The organism is Psychrobacter sp. CX18, assembly GCF_057396215.1.
The window spans coordinates 23791-44552 of sequence record NZ_JBXYJH010000016.1 but is presented as its reverse complement, the minus strand read 5'-3'; the positions used below and the strand labels follow the sequence as shown (position 1 = coordinate 44552).

Genomic DNA, 20762 nt, shown 5'->3' with positions numbered 1-20762 from the left:
TAAATTAGGACTTATAATATATCGTCATTGATTAGTAAGGTGACATCGCTATTAACCGCTTTGTAAACCAAATAGCCACCTGAGCTACTTGGTGATTCCCATTCTCCGTCTACTAATGAAACACTGTCATCAGCATTTCCCTCAATTTTAAATACGTTATCATTATTGGTTATATTGATAACATCCTGCACAGATATATTTGAAAGCTCAACGGTAGACTCAGTTAAATCTATGGATTCAATATCTGATACATCACTTAGGGTACTGAAATCAATAACACCAGAAGTAGTAGATGGTATAAGCAATGTATCTTCTCCATCACCGCCGTTAATACTAATGTCAGACGAGTCATAAGTGATTATATCATCACCGGCGCCACCATTTATGTTATCAGCCCCAGCACCGCCATCAATGGTATCGTCACCTGCACCACCATTTACAACGTCATCACCAGCTCCAGCACTAACAATAGTGCTACTATCAGTCGTATTAATGGTATTATTTTCATCGCCAGTAGTGATATCAACTGATTTATTAAGTTTTAGGGTTGCAACTCCTGTTGATTCCTGTCCTAAATCTGGATTACTAGGATCTATAGTTTGAGCCGTATAATTAATGTCACCATTATAATTCTGATACATTATTTGCAAGCTATTTACATCATCAACGCCTATGCCAGATATGGTATAAGCACCTGCTCCATCATTAGCCGATTGATCAAAATTAACAGTCACATTATTAGCTGTCTCACCATTATTAAGCCCAATAACCTCTCCTGAATCGCCAATTCTAAACAACATAGTGTCATTAAACATCTGCCCTGCCTCGGGTGATAAGGTTAGTGTTAACGTTTCACTACCGTCATCATCAATAAGTCGTGTATTGGTATTCAGTTCGACCCATTCGTAAGCAGTACCAGCTGTCTTTTGTGGGTCAAACTCAATAGCATCGGCAACTGGCTTAAACTCTATGTCTACAGAAGTAGTCTCACCTTGTAATCCACCGTCGCTAAGCACTGAAATATCTATAGTTTCTTGACCACTATAGTTATTAGGCGCGATAATTTTAATGACTGGTGTTGGGTTATCTGCAGTACTCGGTACACTCCATGAGCCTAAACCTGTCTTAGTAGCTGACTCAACTGTTCCGTCATCCAAAATATAGACGACGTTAAAATCATCATTTACATTTTCGATAATAAAAGTAGCAGGGTGATCATCTTCATCGGTTTGAACTGTATCGTAGACAATACTCACCTCATTATCTTCATCAACAGCCAATTCTGAATCGTTTGATAATTCTAAAACTAATGTATCTGGACTTGGTTCAACAGTTATTTCGAAATCCTTACGCGAGACTTTGATGGTGGTATCGTGATTTGCAATATCTGAAATTTCCTGATGCACGACATAAGCTTCGACAACTACATTACCGTCTTCATTTGTAGCGGGCTGAAATTTAAAGTTAGCGGACGAAGGATTATTAGGGTCAACCTCCACTTCATAGTAATCGCCTACTAGATCAGTATTTGGTGGATTACTAACGACGTTTAGTGGATTACCATCTGTATCTGTTAATTCGCCATTGACTGTTGCATCATCAGCAATTTTTAAGTAAACCTTGCCATTAATCACATTAACGCTACCTGAGTCAGCAGTATTTGTTAAATCTAGGTTTAAGGCAATAGGCGTATCTTCATCAATGACTATGTTGTCATTATTTGCTGGATCACTAGGATTAGCTTCGTTGAAGTCCATATAATCAGTTATTGGTAGCACAATTAACGTACTATCATTTGATCCCGGATTACCTATTGGGAAGTCTGCATCAGCAGCGGTAACTGTTTTAGAGTCACCTTCACTGTCTGTTGCCGTAAACGAAATATCTAACGTAACCGCTTCATTGTCAGGATTAGCTGAATCGGTGATATTTGTACTAAAATCTCGTGTCGGAACCAATGTGATTTGACTTAACAGATCCGCAATATCAGAATCTTGAGTTGCATTACCACTTATTAACCAAGTATCACCTTGTTTGGTTACCGATGCTCCAGACACAGTACCGTCAGTATATTCGAGCAACACATCCTCAGGAAGGTTGGTTATAGTGAAGGAGAACGGCACAGAATCTTGATTATTATAAGCAATATCATTAAGTGTACCTGTCACATAATCGCTTAATGGCTGACCTTCTCCATCTTCTATCAGCGTGATAGGTGTCACTGTTAAGTCTGCTATTAAATCAGGATCCTCATTATCACCACCTGTCGTATTGGTATTTATCGTTAATGGGAAAGTTACTTGAGCAGATCTTTCTGAATCTGGGGCGTCTTGATTGAAAGCTCTCACAGTAATCGGTAAGTCTGCAATACTATCTACATCATAGCCTTGTTTTATGCTGAACTTGATGTCAACGCTCGCACTGTCCGTGCTATCGATGGTTTCATTAGCGAAATCTACATACCATGTATCACCCGCTTTAATAGCCTCAACATAATTACCACTAGCGCCCTCTGCATCCACCTCTACTAAAATTCCATCTGGAACACCTTTAACCTCTACGCGAGTAAATTTTTCGGACCCATCTTTGTCTGGAGACGTCAGTGTGACAGTTTTAACAACTTCATTATCAGTAGCGTCTGTATTTGTTATATCAATGGTTACAGGAACAGCAATTTCTGTAGAATTTAATAAAGAAGGTTCATCAGTAATTGGGAGTACATCAACTGTATAAACAGCATCTTCAGTCGTTTCTGTCTGATAGACTAAGCTAGCGTCTGAAACTTGTTCTGTACTATATACAGAATCAGTCACATTATATTGAATAGCAAATTCATATAAGCCAGTACCAGATTGATGATTTACATAATTAGGTTCAGAATCATCTATTAAAGCTTCAATTGTAACTTCAGGTAGCTCACCATTGCTGTCTCTATTTATGACATAAAATCCAGTGATATCATCTGCTTGACTACTGTCAATAACAGTACCATCAACTTTAAGTTGAACACCCAACGCTTCTAAATCAGTAACTTTGACCGACACACTCTTTAACGCTTCCACACCATTTCTAGCGTCATCCGGTGTATCAGTTTTATTAAATGCAGATTCAAAATCCAAAACTACTGGTGCATTTTCATTTTGATCAACGATTGTATTGACAACGTCATTGTCAGAAGCGTCAGGTTTTACAAATATACTAACCTCTCGATCGTTCTGCGCTGTTTCACTTCCCCCTGCTTCTTCTGTGCTAATACCTTTAATAACAAAGTCTATTACGCCAGCAAAGTTATCCTCAGTTTGGATATTAACCTCACCCGTTTCGATAGCATCCTTCGTCACTACCCATTTGCGTCCTGCTTCTGAACCCCCTAGGAAAGTAACATCACTACCAGACATCGTGAAGCGATCATCAAGCCCAGTTATGACATACGTCACTACCTCCGAACCATCACTATCATAAGACACAATATCATTTGACGTATCAGCATCATTATAAGTCGCAAAAATAGACTTAAACTCAATATTATTGTTTGCTTCTTCTGTAACAATTGCATAGGTGCCAGGGGCAGGATTGTCTATTGTAGAATCATTACTTTGAGTGATCTGATTCAACTCGTCGTTAAGAATTTTGTCTGGGACTTCATCTACTTTAACAAATAGATTTAAAGCCTCACCCGTAGAGTTAGTGACGCCATCTTCAACAGACTCACCACTTACTGATAAGGTATAGTCTGTATCATCATTTAACGGAGGAATGAAATACGGAGTATTTGCATCGTCATAATCTAATAGCTTAACAGACCAAGTACCATTACCTGAATCGGTTACTTCAATGCTTTCAGCAATCCCCGATGAGTTTTTGTCTATTAATACATATGCGCCGCTTGTTGGATTATAAACATATAAAGCAGCACCATCTGGTATTGCATCAATCGTTATATTAAAGGTTTCAGAACCATCTTCATCTTCTGACTGCGCTTTAATTTTGAGCTTGATACCATTTTCAGGCGCATCTATAGTAGAGTCTGGTATATATGGCGACTCACCATTTGGATTACCATCAGAGCGTCCCGCATCCTCAGCCCCGCGAGCTGGTTGAACACTTATTAAGACATCGTCTGGTACCGATTCAACAGTTAACGTTAGTATAGATTCTCCAGATTCGACTTCAGCACTTTTCGCATTGGTATCTTCATCATAATCTATGGTTACTGCCTTAACTATAATTTTTAATTCACCAGCGTAGTTTTCTGGTGGAATAAATTGCATAGACTCAAGTGCTTTAGCAGGTACATCTATACCATCTATGCCTATCGTTTCAATAATAACTTGACCGTCTATCTCATAACGAATTTGAGCACTTGCTGTATTAACGAAGTTACCGTTTTCATCCTTGGTTTGTATCGTTAAGCGAGCAAACGTCTCTTCAGAATCAGTCGTACCGTCTGTATGATCTTCCGATCCAAAACTTGCAGTATCATCTTCATTAGACCATTTTTCAGCAAGTACGAAGATTCCTTCTTGAGATAAATCAAACCACACAGGCTCTGTACTGCTGACTTTATCATCATCACCATCTTCAAATGCGTTAGTCTGATAGTCATGATCATCATTAATTGCGACATCATTGGTGCCGTCATTGTCACTGTCACTATCGACACTTTCTGCAACTGGAGTAACTTCAATGGTTACATCGAATGTTTTACTATCTGCAATAGGATTATTACTATCAACAGAACCATCGGTAGTTTCTACATAATAGGTTAAATCTATATCAGTGCTACTGTGCGCAGGCGGCGTGATGGTGTAATTAGCTAGAGTAGCTGTATCAAATAGGTAGTATTCACCATTAACATTTAACTCACTGGTTGTAATGGCCGTACCATCTAAAGCAATCACTGCACCACTTGAAATTAGCGTATCAATTTCAGATTTAAGAATACCAACTTTAGATATTGATTCATTTGAATCATCAGTGACTTCAAATATAGAATCACCATTCGTTTGAGTAAACAAGTTGATAGCAGTATCTTCTTTACCGCTATTTGGTGTTTCGACAGTTACGTCTATGGTTGGGTTGACCGTTAAATTTAGAGCAACAGAAGTTTCTTCAGATACGATGTTTGGAGTGTCGTCTGCCCCATCCGTCACATCAGTTTCACCACCCATCTCTCTATCTTTTGTAATGAGTGTGATGGTAGCGTCATTAATACTACCTGCAAAATCTTTTGGTGGTGTAATAGAAACAATAGGGTCTGTTGTTTCTTCAACGGTTGTTAAATCAAAAGTCACGACATCCCCATCGACAACTGTTTGGGTAATATTACCAACAACTATCTTTGTACCATCGGGCAAACCTGAAAACTGATACTGATATTGCTCTGAACCATCGTTGTCTGGAAACTGCTCATCAATAATGTCTTTAAGATTTAATGAGGTATCTTCATCAATAATTGCATTAATGGTGTCATTATCACCATCGCTATTGCTATCACTCAGAGTTATATTGTCATTGGTATCATTATCAACTAGGGCTATAGAAGGTTTATCAGTCACCGCTTGAACATCAACGGTTATTGTCGCTGTGGTTTCTATACCATGAGTCTCAAACTCTGTGGTAATAGGATTACCAGAATCATCAACCTCATATTCGGTTACGCTCATCGTGATATCAAAATTGTTACCACTATGTGTTGGTGGTGCTATTTGCAGGGACTCGAACTGAGCTTGAGTCAGTGAAACAACTTCTGTCCCTAATCCAGCAATGTGTGCTGCATTGAGATTATCAGATATTTGAATGTCGACATCGGTATCATTGTTTGACCCTATAAATACAGATTGCTTAGCTCCTGCGTCATCTATATAAAAAAGCTCAGCACCCTTAACAATACCACTAAGGGTTATCGCACCGAAGCGCTCTGCACGATCAACGGAACCACCATTAATATCATCATCATTAGGTACCGATGTACCCATCACATAATCTGCATCATAATTCGATAAATCTGTACTTGTCTCGACGCCTAAATCACCAATTATCGGTGCTAAAAATCCTAATTGAGCTGACGTATCTTCTTCGACATAAACCACGTAATCATCACCCACTTTATTAACGTCATCAGCATCAATAATGATAATAGGCGCATCTTCAATTGGATTAACTTGAATGGTAGTTGCCAAGTCGATTAGCGTACCGCCATCAACGGCTTTGACATTAAAGATAACTAAATTATCCTCGTTTGCATTGGTATTGGCAAAGGTGGAATAGTTTTCATCGGGGTTAAACTCAAGCGTACCATCTCCATTATTTTTAATCGTTCCGACGGCAGTTTCATCAGTTTGATCTACTTTTTTACCGTTAATATCTATATAAATGGTCTCACCTGAAGACATCTCATAACTTGAGGATTCATCATGATTGTAAATATCAACCTTTCCATTATCAAAACTTTCTGCAACATTGATAACTAAGACATCTCTACCGTCCTCGGTTTTATCTCCATAATCGGCTTCATTTATCTCGAAATCTAAGTCTAAGTTAACTGTCCTGTTTTTGACCTCAACATCAAATGTGTCTTCATCAATAGAACCATCAGTGTCTATAACCGCATACCCTAAATCGAATATGATGTTATCTAACTCACCATCATTATCAGCATCGACATTATAATGTCTAATGGTTTTGAATAATGTTGCCTCATAGCTTAGGGTAGCTGGATCGATTTCTACTTTAAAGGCGACATTACTGGCAGATGCATCAAAATTGCCTTGAGCATCTACACCATCATTAATCGGACCTGCCTGAGAGGTGGTTGCATAAATCGTACTATAATCAATATTACCCGCGCTATCCTCTTTATAGCGATAATATAAAGGATTGCCATTACTTAAGAAGAAATTAGTTGGCTCCCCATCATCTATTGTGAAATAAATATCAGCAATATCATCTGCATTACCCTGAATATCAAATGCGTTACTGACCTTAACTTCATGAATGGCGCGAACCCCAGAACTACCAAACAATTTATTTTCATCCAATACCACATTTTCATCGGATGCAATTTCAGGCGTTGTATCAGTGACTCTTATCGTTTGCGTGGCACTATTAGAAGTATCACCATCAGCATCAATTAAGGTATAACTAAATGAACCATCGTTTTGCAGGTTTGGCGCTGGGTCACGGTTATCAATCGCTTTATCTGCTTCAAAGGTCCAAGTGCCGTCTTTGTTAACAGTTAAAGTGCCTGTAGGTGTCACTAAGGCTGTACCGAAATCGGTAGAATCATTAACTTCATCACCATTTTCATCAAGATAACTAAAGGTGTTTATCTGTAAATTGCTATCTGCACCTAAATCATTATCCGTCACATTTCCAGAAACGGTTGAGGCTTCAATAGTACTAGCATCTGTGTTGTCATACGAATCTTCAACAACTTCGACAACTGTATCGTCTATCGCTAATACACCATCGTCTACAACAATGATTTTAAACTGCTGAGTAGTACTGCTGTCTGTATCTTTTAGGACATAATTAATGGGCAATGTTAATGAATCGGTATTTGTCGCATGATCAAGTTGATCTAACAGCTCGAATGTAAAGGATTGATCTTCACCCGTGTTTTCAGTTGGATTATTGATATCGATAGTAAATACAGCATCACCAGATGTTTGTTTAGTCGCTGTTACAGTATGTCCGTCATTACTAATAGCATAATCGAGACTTTCACCAGCAGAAGTAAGATTCAACGCATTAAGACCACTAATGGTTTCATCAACAGTGAATTGCGTATTACTAATGGCATCTGCACCCTTGGTAATATCAAGGTTATGGGTGGCAATTAATGCCTCTTTCACTGAATCTGTGCCATCAGCTAAATCATCTTCACTGACCGTCACTTCTGGACGAAGCGCTGTTGGATTAGTATCCGTTACTGTGATATCAAACGAAGCGTCTGAGGTATCACCATCGCTATCGGTTATGGTGTAAGTAATGCCTTCTACCACACCTTCTAGATTCACCTCAGTTATATCAGAAGTATATTCCCATGACCCATCACTATTAATGATGATTTCACCGTATTGAGTTGTGACTTCAGTTCCTGTCACGCCAACTTGAGCTTCGCCATTAACATCATTATAACTAAAGCCAGTAATAGTGGTATTAGGCGTGCCTAAGTCATCATTGGTAAGTAAGTTAAGGTTTTGAGAGTCACTGGTGATCGTTACCCCACCTTCAGCAACTTGAGTAGTGTCATTGACCGCTTGCGGTGTGGAATCAACCTTAATTGTAGTTGTCGTCGTGTTGCTATCTAGACCGTTTTTATCCGTTATCACCGTTTTAATAACTCTATCGACTTCACTTGGCGTTGTGGAGTTATTATTAAATGTTATCGAGTTTATTAGGTCTTGATAGGCTTGCTGGCTTGCGTCACCAGTGATGACAATTTGTGACGTACCATCGCCTGATACGCTAAACCCACTAGGTAACGTACCTAAAGTTAGACTATCTCCAGCTTCTGGATTAGTCAGCTCAACAACCACTTTGGATACCTTATCGTTGTTATCTATGTCGACAATATTACTTGCATCTGCAATTGCGACAGCATCGCCACCTTCAACAAAATTATTAGTGTAATCAGATGTTGTATTGTCATTAGCAGATATATCCAAGATTGGTGCGTCGTTAGCACCTTCGATAGTAATGGTTAGCGTTTCCGTTGTTCCATCTTCTAATTCATAAATGTATGCTTGTTCAACCTTTTCACCTTGAGCTAAAGCTTGTACTGTTGGGCTATCATTATCAAGAGTATAGGTATAACTGCCATCACTATTAAGCGTTAATGACCCATAATCACTTTCATTAGTTGGCGAATTAGTTAAGGTAACTGTTGTACCATTCCCAATTTCTTCATTGTCTAACACATTACCTGAGACTTTAGTAATACCATCTTCTTTAACAGAATTACTATCTGGGTTTGTATTAACATCATCAATAATCTCACCAATGACACTGTCTTTAGAATGTATTTCAACTTTCTCATAGCCACTGTTTGAAGCATCAATAGAGCTGATTTCAAGCAGATAATTCTCTTTACCTTCTATTAAGGTATCATCGACTACAGTGTTGGTTAAAGTTATGGTATTACCTGTCGTTGCGTCAAAAGTTACCTCTGTAAGTTTGCTGTCAGCAGTAAAGTCACTTGCATTAGTGTCATCAAGGAGATATGCCAAATTAACGACGATACTTTGTCCGGATGAGATATCTACTGGTTTACCATTAGCATCAACAAGCGCTAAGGTATGCGTTAAGGTAACTTTATCGCCTTCCGTCTCTGAAGCATTACCAGTAAGCTTAACGGTAATGACATCATTGCTGTCATAACCGTTCTCGTTACTGCTGTCGGTATTGGTGTTGCTGTTGATGGTGGTAGTCACATTGTTGTTATGCTCTACGCCATTACTGTCTGTATAACCCTCTGTATTGACGGCTTCAAATTCATTAGCGCCTACGTCAGTAATGGTTAACGTATAGTTCTCACCATCATCGGCTAGGTAGTCATCTACTGTTTCAACATCTAGTGGAGCACTTGATTGTCCTGCTGGGATGGTGACGGTGATGGTTTGTGCATCGTTGTATTCGGTATCTGTGTCTTGAGTGGTGCCATTGTTAAAGGTCACTGTCACTTGGGTGTCTTCGGTCACAACGACTGGATTGCCATCGTTATCTAGTAGCTGAACGCTATAGTCTGCAGTGTCGCCCTCATCAACTGTGGCATCGCCTGTGATAACTGCGTAAACCGTGTCATCATTGGTTGCTGCATCATCTACGATTGCTGTGTTGACACTGTTTTGTGTCTCATCGACAACAATGGATTCAAGTCCACCGCCTACGGGATTGGAGATGGTTACGGTGAAGTTCTCATCCGTCTCAGCAAGCAGGTCATCTACCGCATCGACAGTGAAGTCGGCAGTGTTTTCACCGGCTTTAATGGTGACTGTTTGGGTGTTGGTTTCGATGTCACCAGTTTGCGCATTGGTATAGGTGTAAGTGATGTCAACGGTTACATCGGTAACAGGAGCATTGTCTATTTCAACCGTATATTGAGCGTCATCGCCCTCGGTAACACTGGTATCACCGCTTAGGGTAATGGTGGTGACGTCGGTATCATCAACTATTTCACCGGTTACGCTGTCTTGATTGTCAATGTCGACTTTCTCAAAGCTATTATTCACATCGTTAACGTCAGTGATGGTTAGGGTATAGGCTTCAGTACCCTCACCTAGTAAATCATCTTTGATGGTGTTAATAATGTCAGCACTAGAGACGCCCTCTGCTGTGCCTGTGATGGTCACCGTGGTTTGTTTACTGTTAGCGGTAAAGTCATCGGCATCGGTGTCATCTGAGCTATAGCTTAAAGTGACCTCTAGGCTTTGATTCTCATAAAGCATGACGGCAACATCATTAGCATCAACAAGCGCTAAAGTATGCGTTAAGATAACGTTATCGTCTTCTGTCTCTGAGGCATTACCAGTAAGCTTAACGGTAACAACATCATTGCTGTCATAGCCGTTCTCGTTACTACTGTCGGTATTGGTGTTACTGTTGATGGTGGTAGTCACATTGTTGTTATACTCTACGCCATTACTGTCTGTATAACCCTCTGTATTGACGGCTTCAAATTCATTCGCCCCTACTTCAGTAATGGTTAACGTATAGTTCTCACCATCATCATTTAAATAGTCGTCAATGGTATCGACGTCTAAGTCGATGCTTGATGAGCCCGCTGGTATGGTAACGGTTATGGTTTGTGCATCGTTGTATTCAGTGTCAGCATCTTGAGTGCCGTTTGTTGTCGCATGATTAAAGGTCACTGTCACTTGCGTGTCTTCGGTGACTACAACGGCATTACCATCGTTATCTAGTAACTGAACGCTATAATCTGCTGTGTCGCCCTCGGTAACATTAGCATCACCTGTGATAACTGCATAAACCGTGTCATCATTGGTTGCTGTACCATCAACGATTGCTGTGTTAACACTATCTTGCGTCTCATCGACAACAATGGATTCAAGTCCACCGCCTACAGGGTTGGAGATGGTTACGGTGAAGTTCTCATCAGTCTCAGCAAGCAGATCATCTACTGCATCTACCGTAAAGGTGGCGGTGGTTTCACCGGCTTTAATGGTGACTGTTTCAGTGTTGGTTTCGATGTCACCCGTTTGCGCATTGGTATAGGTGTAAGTGATGTCAACGGTTACATCGGTAACAGGAGCATTGTCTATTTCAACCGTATATTTAGCGTCACCGCCCTCGGTAACACTGGTATCACCGCTTAGGGTAATGGTGGTGACATCGGTGTTGTCGATAATTTCACCGGTTACGCTGTCGTTATCCGTATCAACAACCACATTCTCGAATTTAATACCACTGCTGGTATCACGTACTGCTTCTATATTTAAGGTGTAGCTCTCTACTCCCTCTTTAAGGATGTCATCGAATGCAGTTTGGCTAAGGGTTATCTCGCTTACGCCGTCTGCTGTACCCGTAATGATAATAGTGTCTGCAATTCGGTCACCTTCATAGTCCGCATCCACGGTGTCATCACGACTATAAACAAGGTCAACTTCTATGCTTTGACCGTCATATAAATTAACGGCAATGTTATTACTGTCCACAAGCTTAATGGTATGGGTGAGGGTTGAGTTTGCATCCCCTTCAGTAACACTGGCATTACCATCAAGTTGTACATAAACGGTATCGTTGCTGTTGTAGCCACTCTCAGGCTCATTATCGGTATCTGTGTTGCTTAATATCGTACCAGTAACACTTTGCTCTTCAGGCTTTGTACTGACCGCAACGGCTTCATAGGTGCCATTGGCTTGAGTCACACTATCAATGCTGACGGTATAAACCTCATCCACTTCACTAAAGTGATCATCATTGGTGCTATTGGTGATAACAGCACTTGATTGACCTGCTGCTATGGTCACGCTGGTTTGGCCAGTGTAATCACTGCTACCATCTGGGTTAGCGGTTACAGGATTGGCAGTTAGGTCATCGCTATAGCTTAGGGTAACGGTAATGCTCTCTCCCTCAGCAACCATTACTGGTTTGCCATCGCTATCGACTAGTTCAACCTTATGAGTGAGTTCCTCTCCTTCTACGGCGCTGTCATCATTGACAATACGGGCATAAACGGTGTCATCATTGGTTGCTATACCATCAACGATTGCTGTGTTAACACTATCTTGCGTCTCATCGACAACAATGGATTCAAGTCCACCGCCTACAGGGTTGGAGATGGTTACGGTGAAGTTCTCATCAGTCTCAGCAAGCAAATCATCTACCGCATCTACTGTAAAGGTGGCAGTCGTTTCACCCGCTTTAATGGTGACTGTTTGCGTATTGGTTTCGATGTCACCCGTTTGCGCATTGGTGTAGGTGTAAGTGATGTCTACGGTTACGTCAGTAACAGGGGCATTGTCTATTTCAACCGTATATTTAGCGTCACCGCCCTCGGTAACACTGGTGTCACCGCTTAGGGTAATGGTCGTGATATCCGCGTTATCTAAAGCTTCATCAACTATTTCACCGGTCACGCTGTCTTGATTGTCAATGTCGACTTTCTCAAAGCTATTATTCACATCGTTAACGTCAGTGATGGTTAGGGTATAGGCTTCAGTACCCTCGCCTAGTAAATCATCTTTGATAGTGTTAATAATGTCAGCACTAGAGACGCCCTCTGCTGTGCCTGTGATGGTTACGGTGGTTTGCTTACTGTTGTCAGTAAAGTCATCGGCATCGGTGTCATCTGAGCTATAGCTTAAAGTAATCTCAAGGCTTTGATTCTCATAAAGCGTCACTGGTACATCATTAGCATCCACAAGCGCTAAGGTATGCGTTAAGGTAACGTCATTGCCTTCTGTATCTGAGGCATTACCCGTAAGCTTAACGGTAATGATATCATTGCTGTCATAGCCGTTCTCGTTACTGCTGTCGCCATTGGTGTTGCTGTTGATAGTGGTAGTCACATTGTTACTATGAGCAACGTTGTTGTTGTCACTAAAGCCACTAAAGCCCACCGCTTCAAATTCGTCGGTAGCTACTTCAGTAATGGTTAACGTATAGTTCTCACCATCATCGGCTAGGTAGTCATCTACCGTTGCAACATCTAGTGGAGCACTTGATTGTCCTGATGGGATGGTGACGGTAATCGTATTGGTGTCATTGTATTCGGTGTCAGCATCTTGAGTGCTACCATTTTCAAAGGTCACTGTCACTTGGGTGTCTTGGGTGACTACAACGGCATTGCCATCGTTATCTAGTAGCTGAACGCTATAATCTGCTGTGTCGCCCTCATCAACTGTAGCATCACCTGTGATAACTGCATAAACCGTGTCATCATTGGTTGCTGCATCATCAACGATTTCACTAGTGGCAACGTTGGCGTCATCCGTAGTGCGGGGTGCAACATCTTCAAAGTGGTTGCTTGCATCGATGACATCAGTAATAGTGGCGACAAGCGGTTCTGCACCCTCTTTTAGAACGTCATCTGTTGCATCAACGCTAAAGGTGGTGCTGTTAGTGCCAGATAAAGTAATACTATCTGGTAGTGCACTGGTGTCTTGTCCTGTACTTGCTGTACCCCTCCAATCTAGCACTACTTCTATGTCAGTGCCTGCTGGTACGTCAACAGAATTACCGTCTTTGTCTACTAAGGTGACGGTGTAAGTAAGCTCTCCACCCTCTTCTATGCTGTCTTGGTCGACAGTGATTTGAGCATAGACAACGTCTTTACTGCCCTCTACTTCATCAACTATTTCACCGGTCACGCTATCTTGATTGTCAATGTCGACTTTCTCAAAGCTATTATTCACATCGTTAACGTCAGTGATGGTTAGGGTATAGGCTTCAGTACCCTCACCTAGTAAATCATCTTTGATGGTGTTGCTAATTTCAGCACTAGAGACGCCCTCTGCTGTGCCTGTGATGGTCACGGTGGTTTGTTTACTGTTAGCGCTAAAGTCATCGGCATCGGTGTCATCTGAGCTATAGCTTAAAGTGACCTCTAGGCTTTGATTCTCATAAAGCATGACGGCAACATCATTAGCATCAACCAGCTCTAAGGTATGCGTTAAGGTAACGTTATCGCCTTCTGTCTCTGAGGCATTGCCCGTTAGCTTAACGGTAATGACATCATTGCTGTCATAGCCGTTCTCGTTACTGCTATCGGTATCGGTGTTGCTGTCAATGGTGGTGGTCACCACACCGCTGTGCGTGGTGCCTGTGGTGTCGGTAAAGCCACCGATGTCCACGGCTTCAAATTCATTCGCCCCTACCTCAGTAATGGTTAACATATAGTCTTCACCATCATCGGCTAGGTAATCATCTACGGTTTCAACATTTAGAGGAGCACTTGATTGTCCTGCTGGAATGGTGACGGTAATCGTATTGGTGTCATTGTATTCGGTGTCAGCATCTTGAGTGCTACCATTTTCAAAGGTCACTGTGACTTGCGTATCTTTGGTGACAACGACTGGATTACCATCGTTATCTAGTAACTGAACGCTATAATCTGCAGTGTCGCCCTCATCAACTGTGGCATCGCCTGTGATAACTGCGTAAACCGTGTCATCATTGGTTGCTGCATCATCTACGATTGCTGTGTTAACACTATCTTGCGTCTCATCGACAACAATGGATTCAAGTCCACCGCCTACAGGGTTGGAGATGGTTACGGTGAAGTTCTCATCGGTCTCAGCAAGCAGATCATCTACCGCATTGACTTTAAAGGTGGCGGTGGTTTCACCGGCTTTAATGGTGACTGTTTGGGTGTTGGTTTCGATGTCACCGGTTTGGACATTGGTATAGGTGTAAGTGATGTCTACGGTTACGTCAGTAACAGGGGCATTGTCTATTTCAACCGTATATTGAGCGTCACCGCCCTCGGTAACACTGGTATCACCGCTTAGAGTAATGGTCGTGACGTCGGTGTTATCGATAATTTCACCGGTCACGCTATCTTGATTGTCAATGTCGACCTTCTCAAAGCTATTATTCACATCGTTAACGTCAGTGACGGTTAGAGTATAGGCTTCATTGCCCTCGCCTAGTAAATCATCTTTGATGGTGTTGCTAATTTCAGCACTAGATACGCCCTCTGCTGTGCCTGTGATGGTCACGGTGGTTTGTTTACTGTTAGCGGTAAAGTCATCGGCATCAGTAGCATCTGAGCTATAGCTTAAAGTAATCTCTAAGCTTTGATTCTCATAAAGCATGACTGGATCATCATTAGCGTCCACAAGCTCTAAGGTATGCGTTAAGGTAACGTTATCGCCTTCTATCTCTGAGGCATTACCAGTAAGCTTAACGGTAATGACATCATTGCTGTCATAGCCGTTCTCGTTACTGCTGTCGGTATCGGTGTTACTGTTGATGGTGGTGGTGACATTGTTTGTCGCGGTATCACTGAAGTCCACGGCTTCAAATTCATTAGTCCCTACCTCAGTAATGGTTAACGTATAGTTCTCACCATCATCGGCTAGGTAGTCATCTACTGTTTCAACATCTAGTGGAGCGCTTGATTGTCCTGCTGGGATGGTGAAGGTAATCGTATTGGTGTCATTGTATTCGGTGTCAGCATCTTGAGTGGTGCCATTGTTAAAGGTCACTGTCACTTGGGTGTCTTGGGTGACTACAACGGCATTGCCATCGTTATCTAGTAGCTGAACGCTATAATCTGCTGTGTCGCCCTCATCAACTGTGGCATCACCTGTGATAACTGCATAAACCGTGTCATCATTGGTTGCTGCATCATCAACGATTGCTGTGTTAACACTATCTTGCGTCTCATCAACAACAATGGATTCAAGTCCACCGCCTACGGGATTAGAGATGGTTACGGTGAAGTTCTCATCGGTTTCAGCAAGCAGATCATCTACCGCATCTACTGTAAAGGTGGCTGTCGTTTCACCCGCTTTAATGGTGACTGTTTCAGTATTGGTTTCGATGTCACCAGTTTGGACATTGGTATAGGTGTAAGTGATGTCTACGGTCACATCAGTGACAGGGGCATTGTCTATTTCAACCGCATATTGAGCTTCACTGCCCTCGGTAACACTGGTGTCCCCACTTAGGGTAATAGTAGTAACATCTGTATCATCAACTATTTCACCGGTAACGCTGTCTTGATTGTCAATGTCGACTTTCTCAAAGCTGTTATTCACATCGTTAACGTCAGTGATGGTTAGGGTATAGGCTTCAGTACCCTCGCCTAGTAAATCATCTTTGATGGTGTTGCTAATTTCAGCACTAGATACGCCCTCTGCTGTGCCTGTGATGGTCACGGTGGTTTGTTTACTGTTAGCGGTAAAGTCATCGGCATCAGTAGCATCTGAGCTATAGCTTAAAGTAATCTCTAAGCTTTGATTCTCATAAAGCATGACTGGATCATCATTAGCGTCCACAAGCTCTAAGGTATGCGTTAAGGTAACGTTATCGCCTTCCGTCTCTGAGGCATTACCAGTAAGCTTAACGGTAATGACATCATTGCTGTCATAGCCGTTCTCGTTACTACTGTCGGTATCGGTGTTACTGTTGATGGTGGTAGTCACATCGTTGTTATGCTCTACGGCATTACTGTCTGTATAACCCTCTGTATTGACGGCTTCAAATTCATTCGCCCCTACCTCAGTAATGGTTAACGTATAGTTCTCACCATCATCGGCTAGGTAGTCATCTACTGTTTCAACATCTAGTGGAGCGCTTGATTGTCCTGCTGGGATGGTGACGGTAATCGTATTGGTGTCATTGTATTCGGTGTCAGCATCTTGAGTGGTGCCATTGTTAAAGGTCACTGTCACTTGGGTGTCTTGGGTGACTACAACGGCATTGCCATCGTTATCTAGTAGCTGAACGCTATAATCTGCTGTGTCGCCCTCATCAACTGTGGCATCACCTGTGATAACTGCATAAACCGTGTCATCATTGGTTGCTGTACCATCAACGATTGCTGTATTGACACTGTCTTGCGTCTCATCAACAACAATGGATTCAAGTCCACCGCCTACTGGATTAGAGATGGTTACGGTGAAGTTCTCATCGGTTTCAGCAAGCAGATCATCTACCGCATCTACTGTAAAGGTGGCTGTTGTTTCACCCGCTTTAATGGTGACTGTTTCAGTATTGGTTTCGATGTCACCAGTTTGGACATTGGTATAGGTGTAAGTGATGTCTACGGTCACATCAGTGACAGGGGCATTGTCTATTTCAACCGTATATTGAGCGTCACCGCCCTCTTCAACAGACTCAGCGCCTGTTAAAATGATAGTGCTAATATCAGTATTATCTTTAATTAAACCAACCACACTATCATTAGCATTAAACTGCACTAATTCAAAACTATTATTATCATCATTTACTGCTATCACAGATAAGGTATAACTTTCTATACCCTCATCTAAAAGGTCATTAATCACAGTATTGGTAATCGGAAATTGAGTCAATCCTTCATCAGTTCCATTAATTACCACAGTCGTTATTTTGCTTGGTGGCATCGTATTATCACTAGAATAATCATCAGCAGACGTTAAATCTGGATTGTATGCCAACGTAACGGTAAGCTGTTGTCCGGTGTATACAGAAACTGGATTACCTAAAGAATCAACAATTTCTATGCTGTGATTCAGCTCATTATTAGCATCACCTTCAACCACACTATCGTTTCCAAATAAACGCACATATACGATATCTTCAGAACTTAGAGGGGCATCATTAGTAATAGTAGTTGTAACAGTTGCTACATGCTCAGCACCCTTACTATCAGTGAACCCATTTGTACTTACTTGTTCGAATTCATTATTTCCAATGGCAATGATTTCTAAGGTGTAATCTTCACTACCTTCTGCTAAATAATCATCAATGGTTTGAACATCAAGAGGCGCCCTAGAAGATCCGTTAGGTATTGTAACTACGATTTCTTGACCATCTACATACTCAGTGTCGCCATCAACCGTTGTCTGATTAGTAAATTTAACAACGACATTTGTATCTTGAGTTACAACAACTGGATTACCCTCATAATCGAGAAGTTGAACAGAATACTCTGCTTCACTACCCTCTATGACATTGCTATCACCCGTTATCACCACATAAGTCGTATCTAAAACAGATACTACAGATATTTCAATCGTCGCAGGCTGTGAGACCGCCCCATCATCATCGGTGCTGCTGTATTTAATCGGGTTTACGGCGCCGTTAAAGTTTGGTGCAGGGATAAATTGCAAGCTCGCGGCTTGCTCTGGGGTCAATACCGTATTGGCGGTAACTTCAACTGGTGCAGTGGTAGTATCGCCATCGTCATCATAGGTTAATACGCCTTGACTGACTGGCGGTACTTGCAAGATGGTGTAGCTTGCGATGCTGCCATCAATGTCACTACCTTCTAATACGACAGCAACGGCGGTGTCCTCATCCGTGGTTAGCGCATCATCTTTGGCGGTTGGTGGGGTGTTGACATCGGTCATGGTAATGGTGACTACCGCGGTGTCTGTCTCACCATCATCATCGATGGCCGTAAATTCAATCGGGTCAATGGCGCCGTTAAAGTTATCGGCTGGAGTGAAGATCACGCTTTGGGCTAGATCTGCAGGTATGGCAACGCCTGCTTCAACAGGCACACTGGTGCCAGTGGCGTCGGTATAGCTTAAGACGCCTTGGGCAGCATCTGGTAGCGTGGTAATGGTAATGCTCTCAACCGTGCCATCAACATCTGTGGCGATAAGCGGTACAGTCACTGGGGTACCCTCAAGGGTACTGACGGTGGCATCGACGGCAATCGGTGGATCATTCACATCGGTAATATCAAGGGTAATCGTCGCAGGCTGTGAGACCGCCCCATCATCATCGGTGCTGCTGTATTTAATCGGGTTTACGGCGCCGTTAAAGTTTGGTGCAGGGACAAATTGCAAGCTTGCGGCTTGCTCTGGGGTCAATACCGTATTGGCGGTAACTTCAACTGGTGCAGTGGTAGTATCGCCATCGTCATCATAGGTTAATACGCCTTGACTGACTGGCGGTACTTGCAAGATGGTGTAGCTTGCGATGCTGCCATCAATGTCACTACCTTCTAATACGACAGCAACGGCGGTGTCCTCATCCGTGGTTAGCGCATCATCTTTGGCGGTTGGTGGGGTGTTGACATCGGTCATGGTAATGGTGACTACCGCGGTGTCTGTCTCACCATCATCATCGGTGGCCGTAAATTCAATCGGGTCAATGGCGCCGTTAAAGTTATCGGCTGGAGTGAAGATCACGCTTTGGGCTAGATCTGCGGGTATGGCAACGCCTGCTTCAACAGGCACACTGGTGCCAGTGGCGTCGGTATAGCTTAAGACGCCTTGGGCAGCATCTGGTAGCGTGGTAATGGTAATGCTCTCAACTGTACCATTAACATCTGTGGCGATAAGCGGTACAGATACTGGGGTACCCTCAAGAGTACTGACGGTGGCATCGACAGCAATAGGCGGATCAATGACATCGGTAATATCAAGAGTAATCGTCGCAGGCTGTGAGACCGCCCCATCATCATCGGTGCTGCTGTATTTAATCGGGTTTACGGCGCCGTTAAAGTTTGGTGCAGGGACAAATTGCAAGCTTGCGGCTTGCTCTGGGGTCAATACCGTATTGGCGGTAACTTCAACTGGTGCAGTGGTAGTATCGCCATCGTCATCATAGGTTAATACGCCTTGACTGACTGGCGGTACTTGCAAGATGGTGTAGCTTGCGATGCTGCCATCAATGTCACTACCTTCTAATACGACAGCAACGGCGGTGTCCTCATCCGTGGTTAGCGCATCATCTTTGGCGGTTGGTGGGTCATTTACTGGAGTAACGTCTATAAAGACAGTCGCAGTATCACTACCACCTGCTCCATCACTGATAGTATAAACAATGGTTGTTGGTCCATAAAAATCAGGATTGGGCGTAAAGTTAAGAGTGCCATCTTCATTAATAGTCACTGTTCCATTTGGACTACTGGCATCACTAACAACCAATGTTTCGCCATTGGGACTGAGATCATTAGATAAAACATCAATATTATTAAGAACAGTATCTTCAGCTACCGTGTAAACTGGCTCAGCTAGACTGCCATCATCGATAGCATCAATAGGCAGTCTAGGCTCACTGTCACTACTGTCATCATCGTCTAATGCCAATGCGCCACCTGCGAGCAACAAACCACCAAGACCGATAGTCCACCATGGCAGACCGGGTGTCATACCAGATACTAAAGTTACCCATAGTGGCGCTACCATTGGTTCGCCGCCCAAAGCTTGACCTTCTACGTCACCCGTTTCAAGCTGAGTGACATAATCAATGACTTCACCAGTGTCTGGAATATAGTAGTAATAATTACCATCTTCGGCGATACCAACCAGCGCCTGACTCTCATCTTCATAAAAGTCTTCAATAATTAAATCTGATTCTTGACCGTCTACTTCAAATGAAACATGTAAGTCATTGTTGTTGCGTTTGGTAATAATATGGTTAGGAGCAACACCGATAGACTCATCAAAAAACTCATAATTGGCATTTCTGATAGCTTTAATAACAGTGGGTTTATTATCATTTGTTGTTATTAAAATTTGTTCAAATTGTTCAGTATTATTATAGAGTTTTACACTTATTTGTTTCATTTTAGTTTTGTCCCTGCAAAAGCAAATTAAAAATTTAAGATAACTTACCTGTTATCTTAGGAG

General features: G+C 42.3%; 1 protein-coding gene. It reads right to left on the bottom strand.

What is annotated here, in order from left to right:
- Positions 1–11: 11 nt before the first annotated feature.
- Positions 12–20699: an immunoglobulin-like domain-containing protein gene (locus tag AC2SLT_RS12090; protein ID WP_486547906.1), complete on the bottom strand. Its 20688-nt coding sequence runs from the start codon at positions 20697–20699 to the stop codon at positions 12–14.
- Positions 20700–20762 lie beyond the last annotated feature (63 nt).

What these genes read in the sequence shown, in the direction of transcription:
- AC2SLT_RS12090 (WP_486547906.1), bottom strand. Translation starts at nt 20,699, where the DNA reads ATGAAACAAATAAGTGTAAAACTCTATAATAATACTGAACAATTTGAA.